At 71.1% G+C, this 22,927-nt stretch carries 22 protein-coding genes; 9 read left to right on the top strand and 13 right to left on the bottom strand.

Going from position 1 to position 22,927, the window contains the following annotated elements; translation table 11 throughout:
- The first annotated feature begins 151 nt into the window (after window positions 1-151).
- Window positions 152-1,066: an alpha/beta hydrolase gene (locus tag ACWEPL_RS59120; RefSeq protein WP_452441876.1), complete on the top strand. Its 915-nt coding sequence runs from the start codon at window positions 152-154 to the stop codon at window positions 1,064-1,066.
- Entirely contained in the window at window positions 1,063-2,652 is a 1,590-nt protein-coding gene (locus ACWEPL_RS59115; protein ID WP_452441875.1) for a flavin-containing monooxygenase, read from the top strand. Before ACWEPL_RS59120 ends, ACWEPL_RS59115 begins: the two co-directional genes overlap by 4 nt.
- 42 nt (window positions 2,653-2,694) lie before the next feature.
- Here ACWEPL_RS59115 and ACWEPL_RS59110 read toward each other — a convergent pair whose 3' ends face one another.
- Genes ACWEPL_RS59110 through ACWEPL_RS59090 form a run of 5 tightly spaced genes read right to left on the bottom strand, consistent with a single transcriptional unit; the run spans window position 2,695 to window position 8,419 of the window.
- Window positions 2,695-3,606 carry a LysR family transcriptional regulator gene (locus ACWEPL_RS59110; protein ID WP_350742685.1) on the bottom strand — a complete coding sequence of 304 codons (912 nt, stop codon included), beginning with the start codon at window positions 3,604-3,606 and terminating at the stop codon, window positions 2,695-2,697.
- A 51-nt stretch (window positions 3,607-3,657) separates the two neighbouring features.
- Window positions 3,658-4,038 carry a Zn-ribbon domain-containing OB-fold protein gene (locus tag ACWEPL_RS59105; protein WP_452441874.1) on the bottom strand — a complete coding sequence of 127 codons (381 nt, stop codon included), beginning with the start codon at window positions 4,036-4,038 and terminating at the stop codon, window positions 3,658-3,660.
- A 10-nt stretch (window positions 4,039-4,048) separates the two neighbouring features.
- On the bottom strand, window positions 4,049-5,224 hold the full coding sequence (locus ACWEPL_RS59100) for a thiolase family protein (protein WP_363985693.1): 1,176 nt from the start codon (window positions 5,222-5,224) through the stop codon (window positions 4,049-4,051).
- Window positions 5,221-6,009, bottom strand: a complete 789-nt coding sequence (locus tag ACWEPL_RS59095; protein WP_452441873.1) for a crotonase/enoyl-CoA hydratase family protein — start codon at window positions 6,007-6,009, stop codon at window positions 5,221-5,223. Before ACWEPL_RS59095 ends, ACWEPL_RS59100 begins: the two co-directional genes overlap by 4 nt.
- Window positions 6,002-8,419, bottom strand: coding sequence for a CaiB/BaiF CoA transferase family protein (locus tag ACWEPL_RS59090; protein ID WP_452441872.1), 2,418 nt, complete (start codon window positions 8,417-8,419; stop codon window positions 6,002-6,004). Before ACWEPL_RS59090 ends, ACWEPL_RS59095 begins: the two co-directional genes overlap by 8 nt.
- Before the next feature lie 205 nt (window positions 8,420-8,624).
- Between ACWEPL_RS59090 and ACWEPL_RS59085 the strand changes: the two genes are divergently transcribed.
- A complete protein-coding gene (locus tag ACWEPL_RS59085; RefSeq protein ID WP_452441871.1) occupies window positions 8,625-9,536 on the top strand; it encodes a LysR family transcriptional regulator in 912 nt (303 codons plus the stop codon).
- A gap of 168 nt (window positions 9,537-9,704) precedes the next feature.
- Window positions 9,705-11,081, top strand: a complete 1,377-nt coding sequence (locus ACWEPL_RS59080; protein ID WP_452441870.1) for an MFS transporter — start codon at window positions 9,705-9,707, stop codon at window positions 11,079-11,081.
- Between the two features lie 49 nt (window positions 11,082-11,130).
- Here the strand turns inward: ACWEPL_RS59080 and ACWEPL_RS59075 are convergent, their stop codons facing one another.
- The 5 genes from ACWEPL_RS59075 to ACWEPL_RS59055 form a co-directional block, all read right to left on the bottom strand.
- Complete coding sequence (locus ACWEPL_RS59075; RefSeq protein ID WP_452441869.1) at window positions 11,131-12,297, bottom strand: aminotransferase class V-fold PLP-dependent enzyme; 1,167 nt, start codon at window positions 12,295-12,297, stop codon at window positions 11,131-11,133.
- Entirely contained in the window at window positions 12,294-13,031 is a 738-nt protein-coding gene (locus tag ACWEPL_RS59070; protein ID WP_452441868.1) for an amino acid ABC transporter ATP-binding protein, read from the bottom strand. The genes ACWEPL_RS59075 and ACWEPL_RS59070 overlap by 4 nt, the downstream gene beginning before the upstream one ends.
- A complete protein-coding gene (locus ACWEPL_RS59065) occupies window positions 13,028-13,675 on the bottom strand; it encodes an amino acid ABC transporter permease (RefSeq protein ID WP_452441867.1) in 648 nt (215 codons plus the stop codon). The genes ACWEPL_RS59070 and ACWEPL_RS59065 overlap by 4 nt, the downstream gene beginning before the upstream one ends.
- A complete protein-coding gene (locus ACWEPL_RS59060) occupies window positions 13,675-14,442 on the bottom strand; it encodes a transporter substrate-binding domain-containing protein (protein ID WP_452441866.1) in 768 nt (255 codons plus the stop codon). The genes ACWEPL_RS59065 and ACWEPL_RS59060 overlap by 1 nt, the downstream gene beginning before the upstream one ends.
- Window positions 14,443-14,713: 271 nt before the next feature.
- Complete coding sequence (locus ACWEPL_RS59055) at window positions 14,714-14,923, bottom strand: heavy-metal-associated domain-containing protein (RefSeq protein ID WP_363985677.1); 210 nt, start codon at window positions 14,921-14,923, stop codon at window positions 14,714-14,716.
- A gap of 152 nt (window positions 14,924-15,075) precedes the next feature.
- On the opposite strand from ACWEPL_RS59055, the gene ACWEPL_RS59050 reads away from it, so the two are divergent.
- On the top strand, window positions 15,076-16,227 hold the full coding sequence (locus tag ACWEPL_RS59050; RefSeq protein WP_363985675.1) for an NAD(P)/FAD-dependent oxidoreductase: 1,152 nt from the start codon (window positions 15,076-15,078) through the stop codon (window positions 16,225-16,227).
- Here the strand turns inward: ACWEPL_RS59050 and ACWEPL_RS59045 are convergent.
- The gene (locus ACWEPL_RS59045; protein WP_452441865.1) at window positions 16,219-17,031 is read right to left on the bottom strand and encodes a methyltransferase domain-containing protein; all 813 of its coding nucleotides are present in this window, start codon (window positions 17,029-17,031) and stop codon (window positions 16,219-16,221) included. The two genes, ACWEPL_RS59050 and ACWEPL_RS59045, sit on opposite strands and share 9 nt — an antisense overlap.
- Between ACWEPL_RS59045 and ACWEPL_RS59040 the strand changes: the two genes are divergently transcribed.
- Entirely contained in the window at window positions 17,024-17,416 is a 393-nt protein-coding gene (locus ACWEPL_RS59040; protein ID WP_452441864.1) for a MerR family transcriptional regulator, read from the top strand. The two genes, ACWEPL_RS59045 and ACWEPL_RS59040, sit on opposite strands and share 8 nt — an antisense overlap.
- An 84-nt stretch (window positions 17,417-17,500) precedes the next feature.
- On the top strand, window positions 17,501-19,867 hold the full coding sequence (locus ACWEPL_RS59035; RefSeq protein ID WP_452441863.1) for a heavy metal translocating P-type ATPase: 2,367 nt from the start codon (window positions 17,501-17,503) through the stop codon (window positions 19,865-19,867).
- Between the two features lie 46 nt (window positions 19,868-19,913).
- Here ACWEPL_RS59035 and ACWEPL_RS59030 read toward each other — a convergent pair whose 3' ends face one another.
- Entirely contained in the window at window positions 19,914-20,339 is a 426-nt protein-coding gene (locus ACWEPL_RS59030) for a MerR family transcriptional regulator (protein WP_452441862.1), read from the bottom strand.
- A gap of 45 nt (window positions 20,340-20,384) precedes the next feature.
- Between ACWEPL_RS59030 and ACWEPL_RS59025 the strand changes: the two genes are divergently transcribed.
- Window positions 20,385-20,999 (top strand): class I SAM-dependent methyltransferase, encoded by a 615-nt coding sequence (locus ACWEPL_RS59025; protein ID WP_363985665.1) that lies wholly within the window; start codon window positions 20,385-20,387, stop codon window positions 20,997-20,999.
- A 40-nt stretch (window positions 21,000-21,039) separates the two neighbouring features.
- On the opposite strand, the gene ACWEPL_RS59020 is transcribed toward ACWEPL_RS59025, so the two are convergent.
- Window positions 21,040-22,122 carry a saccharopine dehydrogenase NADP-binding domain-containing protein gene (locus ACWEPL_RS59020; protein WP_452441861.1) on the bottom strand — a complete coding sequence of 361 codons (1,083 nt, stop codon included), beginning with the start codon at window positions 22,120-22,122 and terminating at the stop codon, window positions 21,040-21,042.
- 111 nt (window positions 22,123-22,233) lie between these two features.
- Between ACWEPL_RS59020 and ACWEPL_RS59015 the strand changes: the two genes are divergently transcribed.
- Window positions 22,234-22,821 (top strand): TetR/AcrR family transcriptional regulator, encoded by a 588-nt coding sequence (locus ACWEPL_RS59015; RefSeq protein WP_452441860.1) that lies wholly within the window; start codon window positions 22,234-22,236, stop codon window positions 22,819-22,821.
- Window positions 22,822-22,927: the final 106 nt, after the last annotated feature.

Below are 22,927 nucleotides of genomic sequence, written 5' to 3'. Positions count from 1 at the left end.
AGGGCCCCGCGGGCCTTTGCGGGGTGGCGCCCTGGTGGTTGGGGGGGCGGCCGCCAACCTTTACGCCTGGCCGCGTGTGGACCTGGTGGCGTTGCGGTGCTTGAGTCGAAGTGATGCCGATCACTCCATGGCCCCGGTGAGGTGACCTTCCATGTCCCTTGACGACGCGACGGCCCAGTTCCTCAAGCAGATGAGCGAAGCAGGCGGCAAGCCGCTGCACGAGATGACACCCGAGGAGGCGCGCGCCATGGGCGGCGCGCTCGGCGACCTGTACGGCAAGGGCCCGGAGATGGCCCGCGTGGAGGAAGCGGTGATCCAGGCGGCGGACGGCGGATCGTTCGGCGCACGCGTGCTGGTCCCGGTGGAGGACCCGAGAGCGGTGATCGTGTACTACCACGGTGGCGGCTGGGTCATCGGCGCGCTCGACGAGTTCGACACCTTGGGACGGACGCTGGCGCACCGGACGGGCTGCGCCGTCGTCCTGGTCGACTACCGGCTCGCCCCCGAGCACCGGTATCCCGTGGCGGCCCGCGACGCCTACGACGCGCTGTGCTGGGCCGCCGCGAAGGAGCCGGACCTGCCGATCATCGTGGCCGGGGACAGCGCGGGCGGCAACCTGTCGGCCGTCGTGGCCCAGCGCAGCCGCGACGAGGGCGGCCCCGCCATCGCGCTGCAGGTCCTCGTCTACCCGGTGACCGACCACGACCTGGACACCGCCTCCTACACCGACCCGGCCAACCAGCTCATGCTGAGCCGCGACAGCATGATCTGGTTCTGGGACCACTACGCGCCCGACCCGGCCACGCGGGCGAACCCGGACGCCTCCCCGCTGCGGGCCCGGGACCTGTCGGGCCTGCCGCCGGCCGTCGTGCTGACCGCCGAGCACGACGTGCTGCGGGACGAGGGCGAGGCGTACGCGCGGCGGCTGCGCGAGGCCGGCGTCCCGGTGCTGTTCAAGCGGTTCGAGGGCCAGATGCATGTCTTCTTCACGATGGTGAACGTGCTGCCGGGCAGCGCGGCGGCGATCACCATGGTCGTCGAGGCGATCGACGGGAGCCTGCGATGAGGTACGACGCCGTCGTCGTGGGCGCGGGCTTCGCCGGCATGTACATGCTGCACAAGCTGCGCGGCCTGGGCCTGACCGTCCGCGTCTTCGAGACCGGCGACGGCGTCGGCGGCACCTGGTACTGGAACCGCTACCCGGGTGCCCGCTGCGACGTCGAGAGCATGCAGTACTCCTACTCCTTCGACGAGGAGCTCCAGCAGGAATGGGAGTGGAGCGAGCGCTACCCGTCCCAGCCGGAGATCCTGCTCTACGCCAATCACGTCGCCGACCGCTTCGACCTGCGCCGGGACATCCAGTCCGAGACCCGGGTGACCCGCGCCGGCTACGACGAGCGCGCGAACCTGTGGCGCGTGGAGACCGACCGCGGCGAGCACGTGTCGGCGACGTACCTCATCACCGCCGTGGGCTGCCTGTCTGCGGCCCGGATACCCGACTTCCCCGGTGCCGGCTCCTTCCGGGGGCCCAGCCACCACACCGGGCGGTGGCCGCACGAGGGCGTGGACTTCACCGGGCAGCGGGTCGCCGTCATCGGCACCGGCTCCTCCGGCATCCAGGCCATCCCGGTGATCGCCGAGCCGGCGGAGCACGTGACGGTGTTCCAGCGCACCGCCAACTACAGCCTGCCGGCCTGGAACCGGCCCATGGAGCCGGAGTACGCGCAGTGGGTGAAGGCCAACTACGCCGAGCTCCGCGCCGGCATGCGCACCTCCGCCTCCGGCGTCATGGGCACCTCCAACACCGCGTCGGCGCTGGAGGCGACGGAGGAGGATCGGCTGCGGGAGTTCGAGACCCGCTGGGCCAGGGGCGGCGTGGGCTTCCTCGGCGCCTATGGCGACACCGCGATCGATCCGGCGGCCAACGAGATCAGCGCCGAGTTCGTCCGTGAGAAGATCCGCGAGATCGTCACGGATCCGCGGGTGGCCGAGCTGCTGGCGCCCAAGGACCATCCCATCGGCACCAAGCGGATCTGCATCGACACCGGCTACTACGCCACCTACAACCGCCCCGACGTGACCCTGGTCGACGTGCGTGCCGCGCCGATCGAGGAGATCACCCCGACCGGCGTGCGCACCGCCGACGCCGAGTACGCCGCCGACATGATCGTGTACGCCACCGGCTACGACGCCATGACCGGTCCGCTGCTCGGCATCGACATCACCGGCAGGGGCGGCCTGTCGCTGCGGCGCAAGTGGGAGGCCGGGCCGCGTACGTACCTGGGGCTGATGACGGCGGGCTTCCCCAACATGTTCACCATCACCGGGCCCGGCAGCCCGTCCGTGCTCAGCAACATGATGGTCTCCATCGAGCAGCACGTCGACTGGATCGCCGACTGCGTGGAGCGGCTGCGGGCCGGCGGCACCGCCACCATCGACGCCGACCCGCCGGCCGAGGACGCCTGGGTCGACCACGTGAACGAGGTCGCCGCCCGCACGCTCTACATGCGGGCCAACTCCTGGTATATGGGCGCCAACATCCCGGGCAAGCCCCGGGTGTTCATGCCGTACGTCGGCGGCGTCGGCGCGTACCGGCAGAAATGCGACCAGGTCACGGCGGACGGCTATCCGGGGTTCGTGCTCTCCGGCTGACCGCCGAGGAGCCCTGTCGCCTCGGTCGCCTCGCGAACGTCCTCAGAGGATGACGAGGGGGTCGCCGTGACGCGCGCGCAGCGCGTCGAGGACTTTCGCGATCGGGCCGCCGCGCGCTTCCGCGTTCGCGGGCCAGACGACGCCGAGCCGGAAGTGGAGATCCGGATCGTGCAGCGGCACGAGGACGAGGCCCGCCTCGCCGAAGATGCGGCCCGAGATGGTGCTGAGCGTGGTCAGCGACAGGGCTCTGGAATGAGTGACGTGCGCGGCGACCTGGACCGCGTCGTTGTGCGGCAGCTCACGGATCTGGGTGACGCCGCCCGCCCGCAGGTGGTCGCGGAGCCCGTTCATCACCAGCGGGTGCACCTTGTGCGAGGTGAGCAGCATCTGCCGGTCGGTGAGGTCGGCGAGGGTGAGCCTGGGACGGCCGGCGAGAGGGTCGTCGGCGCGCATGGCAACGGCGAAGCGGTACTCCGCGAGCGCGAGGCTGCCGAGGCCGCCGGCGTCCACGGGCAGGTGGACGACGGCGATGTCCAGCTTGCGCGCCGCCAGCAGGCCGAGCAGCCCCGCGGACGGCTCCAGGGTCACCGGGAGCTCGGTCCCCGGGCTGACCTCCGCGAACGTCTCCAGGACCAGGTCCAGGACCTGGGTGGGGGCGAGCGGCGTGGCCCCCACGCGCACGACCGCCGGCGGTGGGGCGGCCCCGGCGGCCAGCTCGGCCAGCGCGTCGAAGCGGGCCAGGACGTCGCGGGCGGGATCGAGGAACGTCCGCCCGAAGGAGGTCAGCTCGACCTGGTGGTAGCGCCGGTCGAACAGGTCGTGGCCGAGCTCCTTCTCCAGCTCGCGGATGCGCCGGCTGAGCGGGGAGGACGTCACGTGCAGCCGCTCGGCGGCGCGGCCGAAGTGGAGCTCTTCTGCCACGACCATGAAGTAGCGGAGCTGCTGGATGTCCACCCGGCCAGGGTATCGGCCCTGCGCGGGCCCCCGACGAGCCCCCGCGCAGGCTCACGCCGGGTGGAACACGGGGACCGCCTCTCCCCCTTCGGGGCGCTCGAAGGCGACGCGTACGGGCATGCCGCCGTACACGTCCTCAGGCGCGACCTCGACGATCCGGCCCTGGATCCACGGCTCCTCGCCCAGCTCGACGATCCCGACCACGAACGGCGGCCCGCCCTTGGCGTGCACCACGGACCAGCTCACCACCACGCCCGTTCCGGCCGCGGCCGTCCAGGACGGCTCGGGTGAGGCGCACTGCGGGCACGTACGCGCCTGCGGCGCGGAGTGGGCGCCGCAGGCGCCGCAGCGCCGGATCAGCAGTTCGCCACGGGCGGTGCCGTCGAAGAACGCGGCGGTGGCCGCGTCGCGGTGGACGATTCCCACAGGCATCGGCGTGCTCCTATCGGGCGTGCGGGCTGAGGATCAGGGTGGAGTGATGGTCGAGGATGCCGCCGTTGCCGCTGACCAGCACCATGTCGTTTCGCGGCGCCTGGCGGTCGCCGCCGTGGCCGCGGGCCTGGATGACGGCTTCGGACAGCGGGGTCATGCCCCACATGTAGTAGGAGGAGAGCTGGCCGCCGCCGGTGTTCACGGCCAGGCTCCCCTCCGGTCCGAGCACGCCGCTCGCCACGAAGGGGCCGCCCTCGCCCTTGGCGCAGAAGCCGTAGTCCTCCAGCGAGATGAGCGCGGTGTAGGTGTAGCAGTCGTACAGCTCGGCCACGTCGATGTCGGCGATCGTGATCCCGGCCATCTTCAGCGCCGTGGGACCCGACAGGGCCGCGCCGCTGACCAGGCCGAACTCGCTGTCCCTGCCCATGACGTACCCCGGGTGCGCCTGGCCCCAGCCGCGGAGGTGGACGGCGGGCTGCGCGAGCCCGGCGGCCCGGTCGGCGGAGGTGACCAGGACCGCGACGCCGCCGTTGCTGACCAGGCAGCAGTCGAGCAGGTGGAACGGCTCGGCGATCCACCTGGAGCTCTGGTGGTCCTCGACGGTGATCGGGTCACGCAGCTGGGCCAGGGGGTTCCCGGCCGCCCAGGCGCGCTGGGCGACGGCGATGTGGCCGAGCTGCTCGCTCGTGGTGCCGTACGTCCGCATGTGCCTGCGGGCGGCCAGCGCGTACATGGTGTTGGCGCTGTAGATGCCCGAGGCGGCGGTCAGGCCCTGCCAGCCGGTCGGCCGCCGGCCCGCGGCGGCGTAGGCGGCGCCGCCGCCTGCCGACTTGTCCTTCAGCGGGGCGTCGGCGAAGACGCAGGCCACGATGTCGGCCATGCCGGACATCACGGCCATGGCGGCGTACTGGACCATGGCTCCGGCGGACGAGCCGTACGCCTGCACCTCCGACAGCAGGCGCAGGTGGCGCAGCCCGAGGTCGCGCTGGAGGCCCAGGCCGACGTCGCCGGTGATGCCGGTGTTGGTCAGCAGCCCGTCCACCTCGTGCAGGTCGATCCCTGCGTCGGCGGCGGCGAGCCGGACGGCCTCGGCGGCGAACTCGGGGGCGGTCCTGCCGTAGACCTTGCCCATCTCGGTGATGCCGAGACCGGCGATCACGGGCGCCCTGTTGATCGTCATGGTCATCGGCCCTCCCAGACAGGGGCGCGCTTCTCGGCGAAGGCGCGCGGCCCCTCCTGCGCGTCCGCGGAGCGCATGATCGCGGCACCCTCGGCGGCGGTCCGCTCCCAGGCGGCCTGTTCCGAGGCGACCGTGCCGTCCGCGATGCCCCGCGCGATCCGCTTGCTGGCCTGTACGGCGAGCGGCGCGTTGGCGGCGATCGTCTCGGCAAGCGCGAGCGCGGCGGGCACCACCTGATCCTGCGGCACGACCCGGTTGACCAGGCCGAGCCGCAGGGCCTCGGCGGCGGTCACGGGCTCGCCGGTCAGCAGGATCTCCATGGCCACCTTGGCCGGCAGCTGCGCGGCCAGCCGGAACGCGCCGCCCGCGCCGGCGATGATGCCGCGCTTGACCTCGGGAAGACCGAACCGGGCGCTCTCCGCGGCCACCACCAGGTCGGCCCACAGGGCGATCTCGGTGCCGCCGCCGAGCGCGAACCCGTTGACGGCGGCGATGACGGGCTTGGCGATCGGATGCGTCACGCACCCGGCGAAGCCCCAGTGCGGTTTGAACCCTTCGGTGGAGAACTCCCCTCGGGCCACCTCCTTGAGGTCGGCACCGGCGCAGAACGCCTTGTCCCCGGCCCCGGTCAGCACCACGGCCCGGATCCCGGTGTCGGCGTCGGCCTCGTCCAGGGCCTCGCCGACGGCGCGGGTCAGGGCCCCGTTCACCGCGTTGCGCGCCTCGGGCCGGTTGAATGTGATCAACATCGTGTGGTCGCGGCGCTCGACGAGCGCGGCGGGCTCACCCATGGTCAACTCCTTCAGCTGGTTCTTCCAGTACGCCCGCCTCGATGAGCGCCTGGATCTCCGGTTCGGCCAGGCCGAGCAGCTTCGCGGCCACCGTCCGGGTGTGCTCCCCCGCCAGCGGCGCCGGGCGCAGCTCGGGGTCGGCCACCCCGCCGAAGGTCGCCGGGCCGTTCTCGGTCCGCATGGCGTGCCCGATGTGCGGGTGGCGCATCTCGCGCAGGAAGCCGCGGGCGGCGAGCTGGGGATCGTCGAGGTACTCGATCACCCGCTGCATCGCCCCGGCCGGCACGCCCGCCGCCTGCAGCCGTTCCATGACCTCGCGGGGCGGGGTGTCCGACGTCCACGCGGTCACGGCGGCGTCGACGAGCCCGCGGTGCGCGCGGCGGCCCGCGGCGGTGGCGAGCCGCGCGTCGGCGAGCAGGTCGGCGCGGCCGATGACGCCGCACAGGCTCCGCCACTGCTCGTCGCCGTCGACGCTCACCACGCACCACTCGTCGTCGCCCGCGCACGGGTAGAGGCCCTGGGGCGCGTCCCATTCGCCGCTGTTGCCGTGGGCGGTGAAGGAGCCGGGCTCCAGGGACTCGCGCAGCAGGCTCGTGGACAGCTGGGTGAGGATGGTCTCGGCCTGGGAGACGCTGACCGTGCCGCCCTTCCCGGTACGCCGCCGCCGGATCAGGACGGCCAGCACGGCGACGGCGCCGACCCGTGCGGCGAGATGGTCCGGATAAATGGTGATGCCGTCGCAGAACCCCGCCTCCACGCCGGTGTCACGCCAGAGCCCGGTCAGCCCGGTGGAGGCGCGTACGAGGGGGCCGTACCCCATGCGGCGGCTCCACGGCCCGGTCGGGCCCAGGGCGCTGCTGTCGGCCATGACGATCCGGGGGTTGAGCTCGCTGATGACGTCGTAGCCGAGCCCCAGCGACTCCAGCGTGCCGGGCTTGAAGTTGGACAGGATCACGTCGGAGTCGGCGGCGAGCCGTTTGAAGAGCTCCAGCCCTTCGGGCGAGCGGAGGTTGATCCCGGCGCTGAGCTTGTTGCGGTGACCCCAGGCGAAGCCGGCGCTGACGGCCTCGCCGGTCAGCGACTGGCGGCTGCCGTCGGGGTAGGCCCGGCTCTCGATCTTGATGACTTCGGCGCCCTGGTCGGCGAGCAGCCGGCCGAGCTCCGCGCCGACCACGATGACGCCCAGGTCCAGCACGCGGAGCCCGTCGAGTGGCCGCCGCCGGGGCATGCCCTCGGCCGGGGCCGGAGGAGTGGCCGCCGGCGTCTCGGCGAAGACCTCGTCGTCGTGCTCCCCGGCTTCGGGGGCCCGGCCGCGGAACCCGGCCCGTACGCCGTCCAGCTCGACGTACCCGGACGGCAGCCGGCCGGTCAGGCCGGGCGCGATCTCGGCGTCGACCAGTCCTCCTCGTGCGCGGAAGTGCGGGCCGGCGAGCACCTCCCCGGGGGCCAGCAGCGACGCGATCGGCACGCCGCGCTCCTGGCCCTGGGCGACGAGCTCGTCCCTGGTCCTGTCCTTGAACAGGTCGGCGATCAACGCGTGCAGCCGCTCGGTCGCGCCGTAGCGGCCCGCGAGGGTGTCGTACTTGGGGTCGGCGAACTCCTCGGGCTCCTCCAGCCAGCCGAACATCCCCCGCCACTGCCGCTTGGCCAGCACGCAGATCCGTACATATCCATCCGCGCACGGGAAGATCGGGTAGAGGCTCCCCGCGTCGGGGCGGCCGCGCGGCAGCGCCGTGGCCGGCACGCCGCCGGTGGCGGAGCCGCCGATGCCGAAGCCCGGGTCCAGGACCTGCGCGGTCATCTCGTACACCGAGCAGTCGACGTGGTCGCCGCGTCCGGTCTCGAGCCTGTTCGTGTACGCCAGCAGGCCCGCCCACGCGGCCTGGACGGCGGCCGACTCGTACGCCAGCGGGCCCGGCGGCACGACCGGCTCGCGACCGGGGATGCCGGAACGCGACAGCACACCGCCGAGCGCCAGGTGCGTCCAGTCGGTGCCGGCCCAGTCCCGGTACGGGCCGCTCTGCCCGAAGTCGGTGATCGAGATGACGACGAGCGCGGGGTTGCGCGCGAGCAGCGCGTCCGCGCCGAGGCCGAGCCCGTCGAGGGTGCCGGGCCGTTCGGTCTCGATGAGGAAGTCGGCCCCGGCGGCCAGGCCGAGCAGCCGGTCGCGGCCGGCGGGGTCGTGCAGGTCCAGGGTGATGCCGCGTTTGCCGGCGTTGTGCGTGGCGAAGTAGAGGCTCACGCCGTCGTGGAGCGGCTCCCGCCGGCGGGTCGGCGCGCCCCCCGGAGGCTCGACGCGGATGACGTCGGCTCCGAGGTCGGCCAGGAACCGGCCGCACATCTCGGCCTTGCCGTCGGCCAGGTCGATGACACGGAGACCGGCGAGGGGAAGATCCCCGGTTGCGGGCATGGTGAATCACCCCACTGTGTGTGGCGGGCGGGTGCGGAGTACGCCGGACATGACCTGTCCCGCGGATCGTCGGGGACAGGTTCCTGAGGTGAGACTGCCACGACGGTTCCGGGCTGAAAACGTCCGAATCGGCAACGTGGCACGCGTCCCAATCGGCAACGTGCGCGGTTGACGTGCGGCATCGACCATCACGAAACTCCAGGTCATGGACGTACAGCAGCTTCGGTGCTTCCTCGCGGTCGCCGAGGAGCTCCATTTCGGTCGCGCCGCGGAGCGGCTTCACCTGACGCCCTCGCCGGTCAGCCGCTCCGTCAAGGAGCTCGAACGGGAGCTGGGCGTCGACCTGTTCGTCCGCCGCTACCACCAGGTCGAGCTCACCGCCGACGGCGCGCTCCTGGCGGGCCGGGTACGCGACATCCTGCAGCAGCTGGACGGCCTGAAGGACGTGATCAAGGAGGCTGCCAGGAGACAGGTGGCGCGCGTGGGCGGCACCCACCTGTGCCCGCCGGCGGTGATGGATCGCTTCCTGGCCCTGGCCGGGCAGGCGCTCCCCTCCCACACGGTCGAAGCGACGATAGGGCCGTCCGCCGAGCTGCTGCCGGCCCTGGAGCGCGGTGAGCTCGACGCGGCCCTCGTCCACCTGCCGCTGGACCGGCCCCGGCTCGACAGCCTGGTGGTGGCCCGCTACCTGTTCTCCGTGGCGATGCGGGCCGACGACCCGCTGGCCACCGCCTCCGAGCTGACCTTGAAGGACCTCGCGCACCGCACCCTGACCATCGGCCCGCCCACGCCCCAGCCGGTGGCGGTCAACCTGTTCCACGAGCGGCTGAAGAACGCCGGCATCACCTCGTTCCACCGGATGCCGGACAACGACGCGGTCATGCTGGCCAGCCGCATCCGCCGCGACGGCGGGATCACGCTGACGATCGACCCGCGCAACGGCGGCAGCGCCCGGGTCTACGACGACCCGGCCTTCGCGGTCGTCCCCCTCCGCGACGACCTGGACTTCCTGCTCGGCGTGGCCTGGAACCGGTCCCGGGCGCGGCAGGACGACGCCGTCCGGGAGCTCGTCCAGATGGCACGCCAGGAGTGGGCCGGGCGCCGCCTCACCCTCTGACGGCGGGGCACGTTGCGGATTCGCGTACGTGCACGTGCGCGAAAGCGCAATGGTCACCGGCGGTGCGGCCTGCTTACGGTTCCACGCACACCGCTACGTGAGGCCTTTGTGAGGCGTTCGCCGCCCGTGCCGCAGCGGTGCCTTTGCGCTACCCCCTAGGAGGCCACGATGTCTCAGACACCCCCCTCGCCCGTGTCCGTGTCGGCCGGCAACATCGATGCCCGCATCGACGCCATGGCGAAGGTCGGGCTCAGCCGCGCCGCATGGTTCGCGCTCATGCTCTGCTTCTTCTTCGCCAACTACGACATCTCCGTCCTCACCATCACGCTGCCCTCCATGCGGGACGAGCTCGGGCTGGCGGGAGCCGAGCTGGGGTACCCGGTCACGTGGAACCTCGTCGGCTACTGCGTCGGCGCGTACGCGTTCGGGCACGTCGCCGACCGGCACGGCCGGCAGAAGGGCCTCGCGCTGACCATCGCCGCGCTCGGCCTCGGCGGATTCCTCACGGCGTTCTCGTGGGACGTGTGGTCGCTGACGTTCTTCCGGTTCCTGACCGGGTGCGGCATGGGTGCGGTGCTCGCGCTCTGCTCGGCCTACATCGGCGAGCTGGCGCCCAAGCACCAGCGCGGCGGCTACCTCTCACGCCTCTACATGGTGGGGACCGTGCTGCTCCTGGTGATCGGGTTCGCGTCGCTGCCGGTGCTGGCCGCCTCCTCCGGCGGGTGGCGGTACCTGCTCGCCTTCGGCGGCCTGGTGCTCCTGGTGCTGCCGCTGATCAACGACAAGGCGCTGGTGGAGTCGCCGCGCTGGCTGGTCGCGATGGGCCGTTCCGCCGAGGCCGACCGCATCGTCCGCCGGATGGAATCCCGCGTCGGCCTGCCCCCGGGCGGCACCGTCTCCGTCCCCGACGCCGCCGAGACCGCCGCCGCCGCTGACGACAGGCTGCCGGTCCGGGCCCTGTTCCGGCCCCCGTACCAGAGCCGGATGCTCATCGTGCTCGGCTTCTGGTTCGCCTTCTACGTCGCCATGTACGGCTACGCCAGCTACCTGCCGCTCATCCTCGAGGGCATCGGCATCTCGACCTCCGACGCGGTCCTGGTCAGCGTGCTCACCCGCGCCATGCCGCTGGTGTCGAGCCTGGCCGCCGTGCTGCTGGTGGAGCGGATGGAACGTCGCACCATGGTCATCATCGGCACGCTGGTGTTCGCGGCCTCGCTGCTGCTCATCACCCTCGACCTGGGCGAGACGGTCGCCACCGTCGGGGCGCTGTTCAGCTCGTTCGGCATCGCCTTCATGGCCACCCCCGCCTACACCTACACGGCGGAGGTGTTCCCCACCCGGGCGCGGGGCACGGCGTCGGCCATCGCGGACGGGGTCGGCCACCTGGGCGGCGCGGTCGCGCCCCTCGTGGTGCTGCCCGTCCTGACCGCCTTCGGGGCCCGGCCGGCGTCGTTCGTGATGGTGGGCCTGCTCGTGATCGCGGCCGGCATCATCCGTCTCGGCGTCCGCACCCGGGACCGTTCGCTGACGGAGATCGCCGCCTGACGTCCGCCCGGGAGCGCCGACGGCGCCCGGGCGGAGCCGGCCGGTCAGGTCAATCCGACAGCTCCTCGAGGAGCCGATCCACCTCCTCCTCGGTGTTGTAGTAGTGAACGGAGGCCCGCACCACCGACGACAGGCCCCGATCGGTCATGTCCAGGAGCGTCGACGGAGCCCGTGAGACGCTGACATTGATCGATCGGCCGGCCAGCCGTTCCTTGATCTCCTCAGCGGGTTCGCCGTCGAGGGTGAAGGTGACGATGCCACACCGTTCGGCCCCCTGGTCGTGCACCTGGCAGCCGGGCAGCTCCGTCAGCCGCCCCCGCAGGTGATCCGCCAGAGCGTAGACCCGGTCCCGGATGTTCCCGGGCCCCCAGGCGAGCGCCTCGTCGATGGCCGCGCCCAGCCCGAGCCGGGCGGCAACGCCGTACTCCCAGTTCTCGAAGCGGCGCGCGCCCGGCTGCACCTCGTAGCGCGACGGCTCCGTCCAGCGGGCGCCGTGCAGGTCGAGGAAGGGCGGGTCGAGCCGGTCGAGCGCGGTACGCCGCACGTAGAGCAGCCCCGTACCGCGCGGAGCACGCAGATACTTGCGGCCGGTCGTGGACAGCAGGTCACAGCCGATCACCTCGACGTCGATCGGCAGCTGGCCGACCGACTGGCAGGCGTCCAGCAGGAACAGCGCGCCGACCTCCGCCGCCACCTTGCCCACCTCGGCCGCCGGGTTGACCAGGCCGCCGTTGGTCGGGACGTGTGTGATCGAGATGAGCCGGACGCGCTCGTCGGCCATCCGGCGCAGCGCGTCGACGGAGATCTGGCCGAGCCCGTCGTTGGGCACCACCTCCACCTGGACCCCGAAGCGCTCGGCGACCTGGAGGTAGGCGATGAAGTTGCTGGCGTACTCGGCCTTGCTGGTCAGAACACGGTCGCCGGCCCGCCACGGCACTGCGTAGAAGGCCAGGTCCCACCCGCGGGTCGCGCTGTCGACGAGCGCGATCTCGTCCGGCGCGCAGTTCAGCAGGCGGGCCGCGGAGGTGTAAACGGCGGCGAGCCGGTCGGCGGCCTGCGCCGCCGCCTCGTATCCGCCTGTTTCCGCTTCCAGCCGCAGGTGGTCGATGACGGTGGACAGCACGCCGCTCGACGGCAGCGCGGAGCCCGCGTTGTTGAAATGCGCGACATGTCCGACACCGGGCGTCAGTGCCCGTGCCGCGGCGACGTCGATCATGAGGCCACCAGCCGCAGGAAGGCCCGGACCCGGGGATGATCGGGCGTGGTGAAGAAGCTCGACGGCGGCCCCTGCTCGATCACCGTGCCGCCGTCCATGAAGACGACCCGGTCGGCCACCTCCCGCGCGAACGCGGTCTCGTGCGTCACCACCACCATCGTCATCCCTTCCCGCGCGAGCTCGCGCATCACCTGGAGCACCTCCGCGTGCAGCTCGGGGTCGAGCGCCGAGGTGGGCTCGTCGAACAGGATCACCTCGGGCTCCATGGCCAGCGCCCGGGCGATCGCGACCCGCTGCTTCTGCCCGCCCGACAGCTTCGCCGGGTAGCAGTCGCACTTGTCCTCCAGCCCCACCCGGGCCAGCAGCTCCCGCCCTCGGGCCGCCGCCTGGGCGCGGGGAATCCGCCGTACGGAGACCGGGCCCTCCATGACGTTCTGCAGGGCAGTCAGGTGCGGGAACAGATTGAACTGCTGGAAGACCATGGCCGTACGGCGGCGCAGTTCGCGCACCTTTCTGGCCGGCAGGCGCGCGCCGCAGGTCACTTCGGCGCCGCACACGCCGATCGTGCCCCGCTCCGGCTCCTCCAGCAGGTTCAGGCAGCGGATCAGCGTGGTCTTGCCCGAGCCGGACGGCCCCATGACCACCACCACTTCACCATGCTGGACGTCCAGATCGACACCTTTGAGTACTTCCAGGTCACCGAATCGTTTGTGAAGCCCACGAACAGTGATCACGCGTAGGCCCTCCTCATCCGCTTCTCCAGCGTCTGCTGGCCGATCTGCAGCAGGGTGTTGACCATCCAGTACAGGAGGCCTACCAGCAGCAGCGCCTCCATGTAGCGGAAGGTCGAGGTGCCGATGCCCTCGGCCACCCGGGTCAGCTCGACGACGGTGACCGCCGAGGCGAGCGAGGTGTCCTTCATCAGCGCGACGAACCTGCTCCCCACGGCCGGGGTCGCGATCCTGATCGCCTGCGGGAAGACGATCCGGCGCAGGGTCCTCCAGTACGGCATGGCCATCGAGGCGGCCGCCTCCCACTGCCCCTTGTCCACGCCCAGGATCCCGGCGCGGAAGTTCTCGCTCAGGTAGGCGGCGCTGAACAGGGTGAAGGCGATGATCGCGGACGGGATGGGCGGGATCTCCAGCCCGAGCTGCGGCAGCCCGAAATAGACGATCATGATCTGGATGAGCAGCGGCGTCCCACGGAACACCGACACGTAAGCGGCGGCCAGCGCCCGCAGCACGCGACTGGAGGAGATGCGGGCGAGCGTCACCAAGGCGCCCAGCACGCTGCCGAGGACGAACGAGATCACGCCCAGCACGATGGTGACACCGAGACCGGTGAGCAGGTCGGGCAGGAAGTCGATCAGGAGATCCATCAGACCCCCTTGAGCTGCTCGGCCATGTCGAGGCCGCCGAGCCACTTCTTGGAGATCGCGCTCAGCGTCCCGTCGGAGATCATGTCGCCCAGGGCCTGGTCCACTGCCTGCTTGAAGGCCGTCGAGCCCTTGGCGAAGGAGATGCCGTTGACCTCCGACTCCAGCAGCGGGCCCGCCGGCTTGACCGCCAGGCTGTTCTTCTGCGCCAGGAAGGCGCCCTGGAAGCGGGAGACGAGGGCGGCGTCGGCGCGGCCCCTGCCGACCTCGGTCAGGCCCAGGGTCGCGTTGTCGTAGGTCTTGATGTCGGCGTCCGGGATCGACTTCTTGGCGAACGCGGCCTGGGTCGTGCCTGCGGTCACCGCGACCTTCTTGCCTTTGAGGTCAGCCACGCCGCTGATGCCCGAACCAGCCGCCACGAAGATCGAGATGCCGTTCACCTCGTACGGACGGGAGAAGTCGACCTGCTCCTTGCGCTCGTCGGTGATGGTCTGGCCCGAGATCACCGCGTCGAACCTGCCGGCCTGAACCCCGGCGATGAAACTCTGGAAGTTCGACGGGACGAACTCGACCTTGGCGACCCCGAGCCGCTTTGCCAGCTCGTTGGCCACGTCCACGTCATAGCCCGCGGGCTTGCCGTTCTCCAGGAAGTTCCACGGCGGGTTGGCCTGGGTCTGTGCCACCCGGATCACCCCCGCGGCTTTGACACGCTGGAGGAGATCGCCCTTGGCCTGGCCGGATCCGCATCCGGCGACTGCGATGACTAACACGACGAGGAGTGAGGAGCGGATCATGGTGCGATCCCTTCATACCTCTAGGGGGTACTTGCGTTCTGCCAACGGTCTCTCCGGCCCGGACACTTCGTCAAGTACCCCCGAGGGGTAACTTTCGGACAAACCAAAGTGTGCCTTTTGTGCCGTGCCCCCGCAGAAAGGCGGCGTTCACCCCCGACCGCGCCCCCGAGCGGCGTCCATGCTCATCGATCCGCCTGGCGCCGCCGGGCGGCCTGCGCGACTCGCCCACCCGGCAGCACCTCGGCGTTCAGCCGGCGACCACTTCGTAACCGATCTCTTCGACGGCGTTCCTGATCTCCGCGTCGTCGAGCGGACCGTCCGAGGCGACGGTGACCTGCCCGGTCGCCAGCTCGACATCCACCGAGGAGACCCCGGCAATCTTGCCGATCTCGGTCTTCACCTTGCCGGCACAACCGCCACAGGTCATTCCCGACACCTTGTACGTGTTCGTGCTCATTGCGGCATCCCCTTCCCTTTATACCCCTACCAGGTATATTTCACAGGAGACCGTACGCCGCGATCATCTTCGAGACAAGCTATACGGGCCAGGGGTATATGAGATCTATGTCACGTTGCAACCCATATACCCCCCAGAGGTATGGTCGTCGCATGAGCAGGCTTAACAAGATCACCGTTGTCGGTGCTTCGCTGGCAGGGCTGCGGGCCGTGCAGACACTGCGCCGGGAGGGCTTCGCGGGCGAGGTCACGCTGGTCGGCGCCGAGACGCATGTGCCGTACAACCGCCCGCCCCTGTCGAAGAGCGTGCTGCACGGCGACGACGACATCACACTCCCCGGCGCGGAAGAGCTCGACGACCAGTGGCTGCGCGGGCGCAAGGCCGTACACCTCGACACCCGGAACCGGACGGTCACCCTCGACGACGGCACCGAGGTCGGCCACGACGGGCTGGTCATCGCCAGCGGCGCGCGCCCGCGGCGGCTCGACGGGGTGCACACCCTGCGCACCATCGACGACGCGCTGGCGCTGCGCGCGAAGCTCGACTCGGGACACGAGCACGTGCTGGTCATCGGTGGCGGGTTCATCGGCGGCGAGGTGGCCTCGACGGCACGGCAGCTCGGCCGGAAGGTCACCCTGATCGACTCCGCGCCGTACCCCATGCACGCCGGGCTGGGCGAGGAGGCAGCGCGCTGGCTGGCCGCGCACCACGAGCGCAACGGCGTCGAGCTCATCACGAACGTCCGGGTCACCGCCGTGGACGGTGGCCGAGTCCGGCTCAGCGACGGCCGCACCGTCGCCGCGGACCTGGTCGTCGGCGGCATGGGCGTGCTGCCGAACACCGAATGGCTGGACGGCAGCGGCCTGGCCGTGGACGACGGCGTGCTGTGCGAGCCGACGCTGTTCGCGACCGGCTCGACAGACATCGTGGCCGCGGGGGATGTCGCACGCTGGCCGCACACCCACTTCGGCGGGGAGACGGTACGCATCGAGCACTGGTCCAACGCCAACGAGCAAGGCGCGGCCGCCGCCCGCAACCTGCTGGCCGGGGCGGAGAACGCTCAACCCTTCGTGGACGTGCCGAACTTCGCCACCCATGTGCATGGCGCCCGCATCCAGACCGCCGGTCTGCCGCACCTCGCCGACTCGGCGAGCATCGCCACCGGCTCCCCCGAAGAAGACCGCTTCGCCGTGGCCTTCACGCGGGACGGCGTGCCGGTCGGCGCCGTCGCCGTCAACTCTCCCAAGGACCTGATCAAGCTGAAGCGGGCGATCACGGCACGCGAGATGCCTCCATCACCGTGATCGCGAAGCTGACGCCACGAAGAAGGGCAGCGCCAGGAACATGCGTCCCACCTGGGCGCGCGTCCTCTGGTCGCGCACCCACGCCGTTTCCTGTTCGCGGGTGACGGCTCCGGCGGCGCGTGCTCCCTCCGCGATGCCGGTGAGCATGGGCAGCATGGCCGTGTCGGTGAAGACGCCCAGGTGCGCCTCCACCTGGACGTCCTGGAAGCCCGCGTCGAGCAGCAGGTTGCGGTAGCGGCGAGCCGCACGGGGATTCGGGACCAGGTCGGCGCGCGCGTGCACGATGGCCCGGGTGAGCACCGGGTCATCGGAGTCGATGATGAAGGCGTCCCAGTCCTGCCCGACGAGCACGATGCGCCCGCCCGGAGCCAGCACCCGCTTCGCCTCCTCCAGCGCCTTGGCCGCGTCGGCGAGCTCGTGAAAGACCTTGTCGGCTCGGTACCCGGCGACCTGCCCGTCGTCGAGCGGCAGGTCGAAAGCGTCGCCGATACGGAAGTCCGCATGCGGCCGGCGATGGCGGGCCGCCGCGATCATCTCCTCGCTGACGTCCACGCCGATCGAGCTCATCCCGCGCTCCGCGAGTTCCTCGACCGCGCGGCCCGCGCCGCAGCCGACATCCACCACGGCCGCGCCGTCGGGGAGGGTGAGCAGATCGTACGAGCGCGTGCGCAATGCGACGGCCCCGGGCAACGCGTCAGCGACGTCGAGCAGCTTGATGAGTGATTCCATCGAGTTGTTGTCTTTGGACATGTGGGCCAGCATGCGACTTAATGTCGACATGAAGTCAAGTGCGACCATGAGCATCGGGGAAATCGCGGAGCGGTTCGGCCTGGCGACGCATGTCCTGAGGCACTGGGAGGCGATGGGCCTGATCGCGCCGGCCCGTATCGAAGGAGCTCGCCGCCGCTACGGGCCTGATGACCTCTACCGGGTGGCCGTGATCCTGCGTGGCAAGGAAGCCGGGTTCAGCCTGGAAGAGATCCACGAGATGACGGCCACCTCGGACGCGGCAGCACGGCGCGCCGTCCTGCTGCGCCGCCGGGAGGAGCTGGCCCGGCGCATCGCCGAGGCGCAGGCGTCGCTCGAGCTCATCGACTGCGCGCTGGACTGCGATCACGAGGACTTGGCCGGTTGCCCCCATTTCCGGTCCGCGGTCGAGGAGCGGGTCCCCGCGGCCGTCACGCCTTGAGGCCGGCACCTGGCGCCCGAGGGGCCGACGTCTACTATGGCTAATGGTAGATCGAGCGCTACCGGGCGGATGTGGAGGAGAACCATGACGACCGGGGACATCAAGGATCGCAGCACGGCGGTTCTCGACGTGAGCGGGTTGCAGTGGGCCTCGGAGCAGAACGTGGTGCGTGCCGTCCTGAGCCGCCGCCCCGGAGTGATCGAGGTCGAGGTGAACCCGGTCGGGCAGACCGCGGTCGTGGTGTTCGACCCGAGGGCCACGTCCTTGGCCGAGCTGCGCCGCTGGGTACAGGAATGCGGCTATCACTGCGCGGGGCAGTCCGTACCGTCGCATGTCTGCGATCCCCTGGCAGAACCCGACCCGCCGGGCGTCGCCGAAGCCGTCCGTGAGGCCCCCGCCGAGCATGGGGAGCACGCAGGTCCGTCGCCGCACGAGATGATGGGGCACGGGGGCCATGGCGCCATGTCGATGGAGGCCATGGTGTCCGACATGCGCAACCGGTTCCTCGTGGCGGCCGTGCTGTCCGTCCCGATCCTGATCTGGTCGCCGATCGGGCGCGAGGTGCTGGGGCTGGACGTGCCGGTGCCGTTCGGGCTCCGAGAGGACGTGTGGGCGCTGCTGCTCAGCCTGCCGGTGATCTTCTACTCCTCGTGGATCTTCTTCGACGGCGCCGTACGGGCGCTGCGGGCCCGCACGCTGGACATGATGGTGCTGGTCGCCGTGGCGATCGGGGCGGGCTGGCTGTACTCGCTGTACATCACGCTGACCGGCGGCGGCGAGGTGTTCTACGAGGCGGCGACCGTGCTGGCGGCGTTCGTCCTGCTGGGGCACTGGTTCGAGATGCGGGCCAGGGGCGGCGCCAACGACGCGATCCGCGCGCTGCTCGACCTGGCCCCGCCCAAGGCCGTGGTGATCCGCGACGGCGAGCAGGTGGAGATCCCCACCGCCGAGGTCGTGGCCGGGGACGTCCTGCTCATCCGTCCCGGCACGAAGATCGCCGTCGACGGCGAGGTCATGGAGGGCGAGAGCGAGGTCGACGAGTCGATGGTCACCGGCGAGAGCCTGCCGGTGCACAAGGCCCCCGGCTCTGCGGTGGTCGGCGCGACCATCAACAAGAACGGCACCCTGCGCGTACGGGCCACCAAGGTCGGCGCCGACACCGCCCTCGCCCAGATCGTCAAGCTCGTCCAGCAGGCCCAGAACTCCAAGGCTCCCGGGCAGCGCCTGGCCGACCGGGCGGCGTTCTGGCTCGTCCTCGTCGCGCTCATCGGCGGCGGGCTGACGCTGGTGGTGTGGCTGCTGGCGGGTGTGGCGGCCGGCACGGCGATGCTGTTCGCCATCACCGTCGTCGTGATCACCTGCCCCGACGCGCTGGGCCTGGCCACCCCCACCGCGATCATGGTGGGCGCCGGCCTCGGCGCCAAGCGCGGCGTGCTGTTCAAGAACGCCATGGCACTGGAGACCTCGGCCCGCATCCAGACCGTGGTCATGGACAAGACCGGCACCCTGACCAGGGGCGAACCGGAGGTCACCGATGTGATCGCCGACGGGATGGAGGAGGCCGAACTGCTGCGGCTGGCCGCCGCCGTCGAGCGCGAGTCCGAGCACCCGCTGGCCGAGGCCGTGGTCCGCCACGCCGACGCGCATGCTCCCGGGGTCCTGCGGGTCGCCGGGTTCGAGAACGTCCCGGGTCATGGCGCCACGGCTCAGGTGGACGGACGCCGGGTCCTGGTGGGCAACCCGAAGCTGATGCAGGTCGAAGGCGTCGAGCTGGGCCCGCTGGCCTCCCGGCGCGAGGAACTGGCCGCGGGCGGGCGTACCGCGGTCGTCGTCGCGGTGGACGGCCGCGCGGCCGGGCTGATCGGCATCGCCGACGCGCCCCGCGACAGCTCCGCGGCCGCGGTGGCGGCGCTGCACGAGGCCGGCATCGAGGTCGTCATGCTGACCGGCGACAACGAGGCCACCGCCCGGCGCATCGCCGACCAGCTCGGCATCGACACCGTGATCGCCGAAGTGTTGCCGGGCGACAAGGCCGCCAAGATCGTCGAGCTGCAGCGCGACGGGCGCAAGGTCGCGATGGTCGGCGACGGCGTCAACGACGCCCCCGCGCTCGCCCAGGCCGACCTCGGCATCGCGATCGGCGCGGGCACCGACGTCGCCGTCGAGACCGCCGACGTGGTGCTCATGCGCTCCGACCCGCTCGACGTGCCGACGGCGCTGGTCATCGGCCGCGGCACGCTACGCAAGATGCGCCAGAACCTGGGCTGGGCGATCGGCTACAACACGATCGCGCTGCCGATCGCGGCCGGCGTCTTCGAACCCGCCTTCGGCCTGGTGCTGCGACCGGAGATCGCCGCCCTGTCCATGTCCGGGTCGAGCGTCATCGTCGCGGTCAACGCACTCGCCCTCAAGGGGCTCCGCCTGCCGCGCCCCGTCGCTGCCGGAGACTGAGCACCGGCCGACGGCTGTCCCGTGGCGACCATGCGCCGGCCGCCACCTAGTCCGAGTGCTCTTCCGCGAGTTCTTCGACGGTTCCGCCGGTGGACAGCCGGTCCAGGACGCCGAGCAGGTGCGGGCACTCGCTCGTGGGATGCTCAGCGGGACAGGTCAGCGCCGCTGAGAGGAACCGGCGGGCGCCCTGGGCTCGCTCGATCAGGGCGTCCAGCTCGTCGATCTGGTCCCGCACCGCTGATCGCCATTGCTCGCCGGACCCGTCCATGATGGCGGCGGCGGTGTCGAGCCGGACTCCGAGCCGTTGCATCAGGGCGACCAGGGCGAGGCGGCGCAGCTCGGTCCGGCCGTACATCCGCCTGCCGGCATGGCGAGCCGCCGGCCGTACCAGGCCTCGTTCCTCGTAGTACCGCAGAGCCGAGGTGTTGAGGCGGAGGCGACGGGCGGCCTCACCGATGGATATGAGCTCCATGCGTCCATTTGACTTCAACCCGCCTTGAACCGCGAACCTGGGAGCATGGCCACCAAGGAGATCCAGTCCTGGGCGTACGACGAGCCGATCCGCTCTCCGTTCGCCCTTCCGCAGGGAGTCCTCGGGCGTTTGGCGGGGCGGCTCATGCTGTGGCTCAACGATCCGGGCGAACTCGTGACGCTCATCGGGAAGCAGGGCAGCGTGCTGGAGGCCGGATGCGGGCCTGGCGGCCTGCTGCGGCACATCGAGGCCGAGCGGATCTGCGGCATCGACCCGTCGCCCGAGATGCTGCGCCAGGCGGCCCGGCACAACCGCGGACGCGACGTCGAGCTGCGGCTCGGCACCGCGGCGGACACGGGCTGTCCCGACGACAGCTTCGACGTCGTCGTCTCGGTGAACAACGTGGCGATGTGGCCGGACCTGGAGGCAGGCATCCACGAGTTGCGTCGGGTGACCCGGCCACGTGGCAGGCTGCTCATCGCCTGGCACAGCGCCACCGGCCGCTCAGCGATCGCCAGGAAGAATGCTCTCACCGAGGAGAAGCTGGGGCGTATCGCTCACGCCCTGGGTGAGCCGGCGCAGCGCCATGAGCTCACGAATCTGACTGTTCTCGAAAGGCGCTGCCCAGACTCGGCGTTGCCGGAGCACAGGCGGACGTAGGCCCCTGGCCGGGTTCCGTTGATGACGGGCGAGGGGGTCCTCAGGGGAGGATGAAGGTGCCTCCGGCCGCGGCCGCGAGGTCGGGGCCGAGGGCGGCCGCAGGTGTGTAGGCGCCGGGCTTGCCTTCGCCACGGGCGAGGCGCGCGGCGATTTCGGCGGCGGCGCCGGCGGTGTAGTCCATGCCGTCATCGGCGCGTAGCCATCCTTCGCGGCTGGTGCCGTCCGGCCAGGTGATGACGGCGTGTCCCCAGGAGTGCCGCCGGGGACGGGAGGCCGCCTTGAGCCGGAGGCCGGCCACCTGGCGGACGGCGAAGCGGCGCAGCGCTGGGATGGACAGCAGCTTCCCGGCGAGCGGAAGGATCGCTCGTACGGCCGCGCCGGTGGGGACCAGGACGGAGGTGGCGGTGACGTTCGGCGCTCCGCTGGCCCGCTGCGCGGCGATGAGCTCGCCCGAGGGGGCTCCCGCCGATTTCACCTTCTGCCCGTCGGGGAGGGTGAGGTGTTGCGCGTCTGCGCCGAGCCTGGTCCTGATCAGGCGGCCGTCTTCGTAGCGGAGTCCGCCGGTGGTCAGCACGTCGATGATGGAGGCGGCGAAGGCGGCACCCACGACGCCGGCCTCGATGGCCACCGAGGCCAAGGCGTCCACCCGCACGTGGCTGGGGGCGGGGCGGCCGGCGCACAGGGCGGCGACGACGGCTTCCGTCGCGAGAACGCCGAATCCGGCGCCGGTCACCAGGGTGCTGCCGGCCGCTGCCGCCTCTTCGTGCAGGTCGAGGAGCCGGGAGGTGGCGGTCGGGTCGGCGGCCAGGTCCAGGTAGTGCCCGCCCGGCATGCAGGCGCGGGCCAGCCGCAGGGCGGTTTCGGCGTACTCGCCGATGGTGTTGACCGCCACGGTCGGCCGCTGCTGTGCGATCTGTTCCGCGATCTTCTCCACGGTGCCGGCGACGACGACCTTCACCCGGTCACCCCGGCCGAGTTTCGCTCGCGCCTTGTCCAGGCGGTCACGGTCGCGCCCGACCAGCGCTATCGGCACATTTCGTGAGGCCAGGCGGGCGGCGACGGCGGCGGCGATCCGGCCCGTCGCTCCCAGGATCCATACCTCACCGGTCCGTGCGTCGGGCATGCCGTGAGTCATGGGACTCCCTCCGGGCTGAAATCCAGGTGATGTCTCACTGTGTCATCACTGATGCTAGCACCGACGACACACTGAGACATCATTTGTTATTGTCAGGCCATGGCGAGATGGGATCCCGGAACCGAAGAGCGCCTGATCAAGGCCGCACTGGAGCTCTACGCGGAGCACGGATACGACAACGTGACCGTGTCGCAGATCGCCGAGCGCGCCGGCATCACCCGGCGCTCGTACTTCCGCTACTTCCCCGACAAGCGTGAAGTCCTCTTCGCCGGCTCCGAGCGGCTGCCCACCGCGATTCAGCAGGCCGTCCTCGCCGCCGCCGAGACCTCATCGCCGCTGGCCACCGTCCTCGCCGCCCTCGCCGACGTCGGCGCTCAGCTTGCCGAACAGGTCAAGAACGTCGCCGAGCGCCGCGCCGTGATCGACGCCAGCGCGGAACTCCAGGAACGCGAGCGCACCAAATTCGCTGCCGTCACCGCCGCGATCCGCACCGCACTCGAACAGCGCGGCACCGAAACCGGCACGGCACACCTGGTGGCCCAGATCGCCATGGTCGTCTTCCAGAGCGCCTTCGACCAATGGGCCAACGCGAACGGCCAGACGGACTTCGTCACCTGCCTGCGGGTCGCCGCCGCATCGCTCCGGGACACCGTGACCGCGGACTCGACGAACAGGACCCCCAGTTGACTGCTTCGCGGGACCTGCTTGTTGAGGAACATGTAGCCGGAGCCCCAGTAGAGGTTCTCCGAGAACGGGAAACCGTACGTCTTCCCGTCCTGCATGTTGATGCCCT

It is taken from the genome of Nonomuraea sp. NPDC004186, from assembly GCF_053603495.1.
The sequence above is the reverse complement of the archived record's forward strand: the minus strand, read 5'-3'. Positions and strand labels throughout refer to the sequence as shown.